Below are 6,249 nucleotides of genomic sequence, written 5' to 3'. Positions count from 1 at the left end.
TGTATCCGAGCAAAGAAGATAAACGAAGCTGACCAGTGACATCCGGCCTTTCAGCAGCGGGCCAAGCTCAACGTGTTCGCCGCGCATATCAACAAGCTTGCCGCCGGGAGCCTGCTTCAAACTCGGCAGCTCATAGGTTCCCGCTTTTGGTGCCACAAAATCATACTCGGCTGTTCGGGGAAAAAGCGCAGACAAGTTCTCCAGCCCACCTGCTCCAACCGACATTTCAGGTCGGGTTTCCGCCGTTGTCTCATTTGGAGGCACGATGACCACAACGCTTGCTGCAATCGCCAATATGGCGAATGCCGCGCCAACCAGCGCGATGTGACCATCGGTCCGTTTTTTTCGACCAATAAACTGACTAAGGGTGGCTCCGCCCATAAGCACCGCTCCCCACTCCGAATATGAAGGCCGGGCGGCTTACTCAGCCGCCCGAAAGTGAGAGGTTATCAGCTACCGTAAAGCTCGCCCGATCCGAACCGCATGATGTGAGCACGGCCCAGACCTTCCTCATAGAAGTCCAGTTCAAACTGAAGCTTCAGGTCTTTTCCATCCCAATCATAGGCTTTGAGATATTGATCGTCGGACTCGCCCTTCTTGTCCCACTGGGCCAGCAAAGAGCTTGTGAAATAGACCCGCTCACCATCCCAGCTCTGCGAGACCATGTTCACCTGATCGGCAATCACCTTCTCGTAAATCTGCTTGGGCGCATGAGGATCAGAGATATCAAACAGGCGCGTTTTACCGTCCATGAACGTGTTGATCCAAAGGCGCGTGTCATCGGCAGAGATCGAAATGTCTACCGGCAGCGGGATGGAAGCCGGGTCGCCAATATCCGCAACTTCTTTCGCATGCCATTCGTTGTTGTCATCCGCATGAATCAGCCACAGCTTGGAGGTCAAGGCTGCAGTGGTGAAGGCGTAGTTGTTCTCAGGCCCCCATGCGAATCTGATCTCAAGCGGTGCACCGGGAACATGCATCACCTTTTTCGGCTTGCGTGAGTGCAGATCCCACTGAACGACAGTCTGCCCGAAGCGTTTCATGGCTTCCGCATCTTCCAGCATCTGGCCAAAGTCCATCATGTAGTTGGACCAGCCAGTGAAAGACGAACTCAGCATCACGTTTTTGCGAATGAGAGCGCGGACATCATAGCCGTAGCCATCAACCACATCACTGGCAATCTTCGCCCCGCGCGGGTCTTCAGCTGTCGGCATCCAATGGGTGGCGATATACTCGCCCTCATTGGAGTATTCCACCAATGCCGTACGTCCACCGTGATCTTTGTCGTTGGACAATGCTGAAATCATCATCCGTCCAGGTAGGCCATAAAACGTATGAGGCCCGACAGCACCGCCTGTGTCTTTCACAAAGGTATCGATCGTCTTGGCAAGCGTCGGTTTGCCCGGATCTGAATGAACATCAAAGATGAAAATCTTGTTGGTATCGAGCCCACCAGCCCACAGATAACGACGGTCAGCGGTAAATCCGGCGTGGTGCGCTTCATTGCGTCCACCAACAGAAATACTGCCGATCACTTTCCCGTATGTGTCGCTATCCTTGCGAACATCAACAGTCACCAGCTTGTCGGACTCGTCACCAATTCCTTCCTTGCCGAGTGTCCAGACATAGACGAATTCTTCCTCACCCGTAATCTTTGGCATGTAGGGCGATTGGCATGTCTCATCAGCATAGGCTACCGATGGAGCGGCTAACATGGTGGCGCCGATGATAACCGACTTTAAACTTCTGAATTTCATGGTGTTTTCCTCCCAAAAAAACAACACGTGAACAAAAGGAATTTGTTTGATTTGAGCAGGTTTTCGTGGTCTGTGCTCGCCGACCAAATACGATGCATCCCCCAATTTATTTTCTATCAAACGATCAATTTTGAGTATCGAATACCTTGACCCTATTCGGACAAACACTTGACCTTGCGTCAAGTGCCAGTATTGAAAAATATTTCACCACCAAGACCAAAGGATGTATTGCCACGGTTGTTTGAGACTGCTCCGAACGAATGGAAATCACGGGCCATTCCGCACCAACGCAAAGGGTGCGACATTTGTTCGGCTTTGCGTGTCGCTTTCAAGCCAGTGGGCGACTGAAAACAGCCATGCAAATCATGACCTAATCGCAATGATGCCCGAAACTGGATTGCCGACTGCGCAGACTTTTGCGCCAGTCCGGTATCCAGAAAATCGAACCGTCGTGTTAAAGGTCACACTGTTCGTTCTCTGGAGTGTTGGAGCAGCTCGCTGATGAAGCGATATTCTTTTCTGGAACTGGCCAAGAACGCCTTTTCGGCGCACCACAACTGGGGGCGCCAATGGCGCGCACCGGAACCAAAGGCCGAATACGATGTCATTATCGTCGGCGCTGGTGGGCATGGCCTTGGCACAGCGTACTATCTGGCCAAGGAACATGGCATCCGCAACATTGCGGTGATCGAAAAAGGGTGGCTTGGCGGCGGCAATACGGGCCGGAACACCACGATCATTCGCTCCAACTATCTCTGGGAAGAAAGCGCAGCGCTCTACAATCACGCGGTCAAATTGTGGGACGGACTATCTCAGGACCTGAACTACAACGTGATGTACTCCGCGCGCGGTGTAATGATGCTGGCCCACACAGTGCATGACATTCAGGTGTTCAAGCGCCACGTTCATGCAAATCGTCTTGCGGGCGTGCAGAACGAGTGGCTGACACCTGAGGAAGCCAAAGAATATTGCCCACCGCTGAATATCTCCAAAAACATCCGCTACCCGGTGGTCGGCGCGGCGCTGCAACGGGTCGGCGGCACGGCTCGTCACGACGCAGTCGCCTGGGGTTATGCGCGCGCTGCAGATGAACTGGGTGTCGACATTATCCAAAATTGTGCTGTAACCGGCATTCGACGGGCTGCGGATGGTTCTGTCGAAGGAGTCGATACGGCGAAGGGTTTCATCAAGGCCAAGAAAGTCGGCGTTGTCGCAGCTGGTCACACATCCGTTCTGATGGATATGGCCGGTATTCGAGTGCCGCTGGAATCCAATCCACTTCAGGCGTTGGTCTCAGAGCCGGTTAAACCCGCCTTCCCGTGCGTGGTCATGTCCAACACCATCCACGCCTACATTTCCCAATCGGACAAGGGCGAGCTGGTCATCGGGGCTGGCACCGACCAATTCGTCTCTTATTCACAAACTGGCGGCATCCAGATCCCAATCCATACAATCGATGCGATCTGCGAACTGTTCCCGATGTTTAGGCGTATGCGCATGCTGAGGAACTGGGGCGGAACCGTCGATGTGACCCCTGACCGCTCACCGATTATTGCCAAAACGCCGGTTCCGGGCCTGTTCGTGAACTGTGGCTGGGGAACTGGCGGCTTCAAGGCCACACCGGGATCAGCCAACGTCTTCGCCCACACCATCGCCAAGGATGAGCCACATCCAATCGCAGCCCCCTTCTCGCTGGAGCGTTTCCGCACTGGACGCCTAATTGACGAAGCGGCTGCAGCTGCAGTGGCACATTAAAGGTTCCCGATATGCTTCTGATTTACTGCCCTTATTGCGAAGTAGAGCGCTCGGAACTCGAGTTCGCTTGTCGCGGCGAAGCACACATTGCCCGCCCAGCTGATCCATCTACCCAATCCGATGAGGAATGGGCGGAATACCTGTATCTGCGCACAAACCCCAAGGGTGTTCACGCAGAACGTTGGCGGCATATCCATGGCTGCGGTCGCTTCTTCAATGCTGTGCGCGACACCGTGAGCGACAAGTTCCTAAAAGTCTACAAAACGGGCGAACCAAAACCGGGCCTTGAGGCGATAGCGAAGGAGGCAAACCAATGAGCCAGTCCTTTCGCACAGACGCCGGTGGTCGTATCGACCGGTCCAAACCTGTCTCTTTCTCATTTGATGGCGAACAGCTTTCCGGTCTCGAAGGCGACACCCTCGCCTCGGCCCTTCTCGCCAATGGACGCCATCTCGTCGGACGCTCGTTCAAGTACCACCGTCCGCGCGGCATCCTGACCGCAGGATCCGAAGAGCCAAACGCACTGGTTGGCATCTATCGCAAGGGCGACCAGACCCCGAACTTGCGCGCAACCCAGGTTGAACTCTACCAGGGCCTCGAAGCCGTCAGCCAGAACCGCTTCCCGTCACTCGACTTTGACGTCGGCGCGGTAAACGATCTGCTGTCTCCGCTGTTTCCAGCCGGGTTCTACTACAAGACCTTTATGTGGCCCAAAGCCTTCTGGGACCGGGTGTACGAACCGATCATTCGCGCTGCCGCCGGACTTGGAAATCCGCCTAAAAATCCAGACCATGACAGCTATGGCAATCTTTATGCTCATTGCGATGTTCTTGTCATTGGCTCCGGCCCGGCCGGCCTTGCCGCTGCACTGGCCGCATCCGAATCGGGTGCACGCGTTATCCTGTGCGATGAACAAAGCGAACTTGGCGGCTCATTGCTCTCTGAAGGCAGCGCGACCATTGATGGTCAATCTGCCACCGGCTGGGCTGTAGAAGCGATCAAAAGCCTGTCTGCCAAAGACAATGTCACACTTTTGCCGCGTACAACCGCGTTTGGCTATTTTGCGCAAAATTTTGTCTCTCTGGCAGAACGCGTCACCGAGCACATGGCTGATCCGTACCCGGCTCTGCCGCGTGAGCGGCTCTGGCAAGTTCGGGCCAAAGAAGTTGTTATCGCAGCTGGCGCTATCGAACGGCCAATGGTGTTCCCGGAAAATGATGTCCCGGGCGTTATGCTGGCTGAAGCCGGTCGTACTTACCTGAACCGTTACGGCGTAAAGGTCGGCGACAAGGTGTTGGTCACGACCGCCTGTGACAGCGCTTGGCAAGCAGCCTTCGACCTTGCAGATCAAGGGGCCGAAGTCGTTGCAATCGCCGATATGCGCGACACACCGCCAGAAGCCCTGCAATCCGTTGCCAAAGCGCGCGGCATTCGTGTTGAAACGGGATGCGTCGTGACCGGCGTACGGGGACGCAAACGTGTGAGCGGTGCCCTCTTGGGCCGCATGACATCACAGGGTGTGACATCAGCCGGTGAAATAAGCTGTGACGCAATCCTGATGTCCGGCGGCTGGACACCCACCGTCAGCCTATACTCTCAATCACGCGGCAAGGTGGTCTGGGATGAGGCACTTGGCGCATTTGTGCCCGGGATCAATGTCCAGAACGAGCGCTCAGCCGGAGCTTGCGCGGGCGTGTTCGGTGGTCTCAGCGCGACGCTGGAAGACGGCTATAAGGCTGGTGAGGAAGCTGCCAAGGCAGCCACAGGCAAGATCGGTGATTACAGCCGCGCCACTGCCAATGGTGCGGAAGGGGGAACCGGCGGCACCCTTGGCACTATTCCCCATGACCGCAACGCCAGCAAGGTGAAAGCCTTTGTCGACTATCAAAATGATGTGACGGCAAAGGACGTCAAACTGGCCGTGCGCGAAGGGATGCACTCCATTGAGCATATCAAGCGCTATACGACCACCGGCATGGCAACCGATCAGGGTCGCCTGTCCAACCTGAATGCTCTGCAGATTGCCTCGACCTCGCTTGACAAACCTCTAACGGATGTTGGCCTGACCACATTCCGCCAACCCTATACGCCGACAACATTCGGTGTTTTTGCTGGTGTATCTCGCGGCGACTTCTTCGACCCGGTTCGCAAGACCCCGTCGCATGACTGGGTTGTTCAAAATCAGGGCGTTTTTGAAGATGTCGGCCAGTGGAAGAGAACTTGGTACTTCCCGGAAGCTGCCGATGAAGACATGCATGACGCCGTTGCGCGTGAATGTGAAATCGTACGCAAGTCCGTTGGCCTTTTTGACGCTTCCACACTCGGCAAAATCGAAGTGGTTGGACCTGATGCGGCAGAGTTTCTGGAGCGTATGTACACCAATCCATGGAAGAAACTTGGCATTGGTCGCTGCCGATACGGTTTGATGCTGAACGATGCCGGTTTCATCATTGATGATGGTGTGATTGGCCGCATGGCCGAAGATCGTTTCCATGTCACAACCACCACTGGTGGTGCAGCCCACGTATTCGCAACCATGGAAGACTATCTGCAGACAGAATGGCCGGAGCTTGATGTGTGGATCACGTCCACCACCGAACAATATGCCGTTTGTGCAGTCCAGGGCCCGAAGGCACGAGACGTGATTGCACCGTTTGTTGAAGGCATTGATCTGTCACCTGACGCCTTCTCGCATATGAGCATTGCCACGGGCACTTTCTGCGGCGTTCCATGTCGT

At 55.2% G+C, this 6,249-nt stretch carries 4 protein-coding genes and 1 pseudogene; 3 read left to right on the top strand and 2 right to left on the bottom strand.

Annotation, left to right across the window (positions count from 1 at the left end; translation table 11 throughout):
* Both TRICHSKD4_RS30985 and TRICHSKD4_RS24625 read right to left on the bottom strand, forming a co-directional pair.
* Positions 1–381: pseudogene (locus tag TRICHSKD4_RS30985) on the bottom strand (hypothetical protein); the annotation flags it as partial.
* 68 nt (positions 382–449) lie between these two features.
* Positions 450–1,757 carry a selenium-binding protein SBP56-related protein gene (locus TRICHSKD4_RS24625; RefSeq protein ID WP_040617553.1) on the bottom strand — a complete coding sequence of 436 codons (1,308 nt, stop codon included), beginning with the start codon at positions 1,755–1,757 and terminating at the stop codon, positions 450–452.
* A 501-nt stretch (positions 1,758–2,258) separates the two neighbouring features.
* Here TRICHSKD4_RS24625 and TRICHSKD4_RS24615 point away from each other — a divergent pair.
* The 3 genes from TRICHSKD4_RS24615 to TRICHSKD4_RS24605 all read left to right on the top strand — a co-directional run.
* On the top strand, positions 2,259–3,512 hold the full coding sequence (locus tag TRICHSKD4_RS24615; protein ID WP_009759966.1) for a sarcosine oxidase subunit beta family protein: 1,254 nt from the start codon (positions 2,259–2,261) through the stop codon (positions 3,510–3,512).
* Between the two features lie 11 nt (positions 3,513–3,523).
* The gene (locus TRICHSKD4_RS24610) at positions 3,524–3,829 is read left to right on the top strand and encodes a sarcosine oxidase subunit delta (RefSeq protein WP_009759965.1); all 306 of its coding nucleotides are present in this window, start codon (positions 3,524–3,526) and stop codon (positions 3,827–3,829) included.
* Positions 3,826–6,249 (top strand): sarcosine oxidase subunit alpha family protein (locus tag TRICHSKD4_RS24605; protein WP_040617396.1); only part of this gene is annotated, 2,424 nt, incomplete at its 3' end. The genes TRICHSKD4_RS24610 and TRICHSKD4_RS24605, both read left to right, overlap by 4 nt.

The sequence above is a fragment of the Roseibium sp. TrichSKD4 genome (genome assembly GCF_000148725.1).
In the GTDB taxonomy this organism is placed as follows: Bacteria; Pseudomonadota; Alphaproteobacteria; order Rhizobiales; family Stappiaceae; genus Roseibium.
This window is presented reverse-complemented; position numbering and strand designations above follow the sequence as displayed.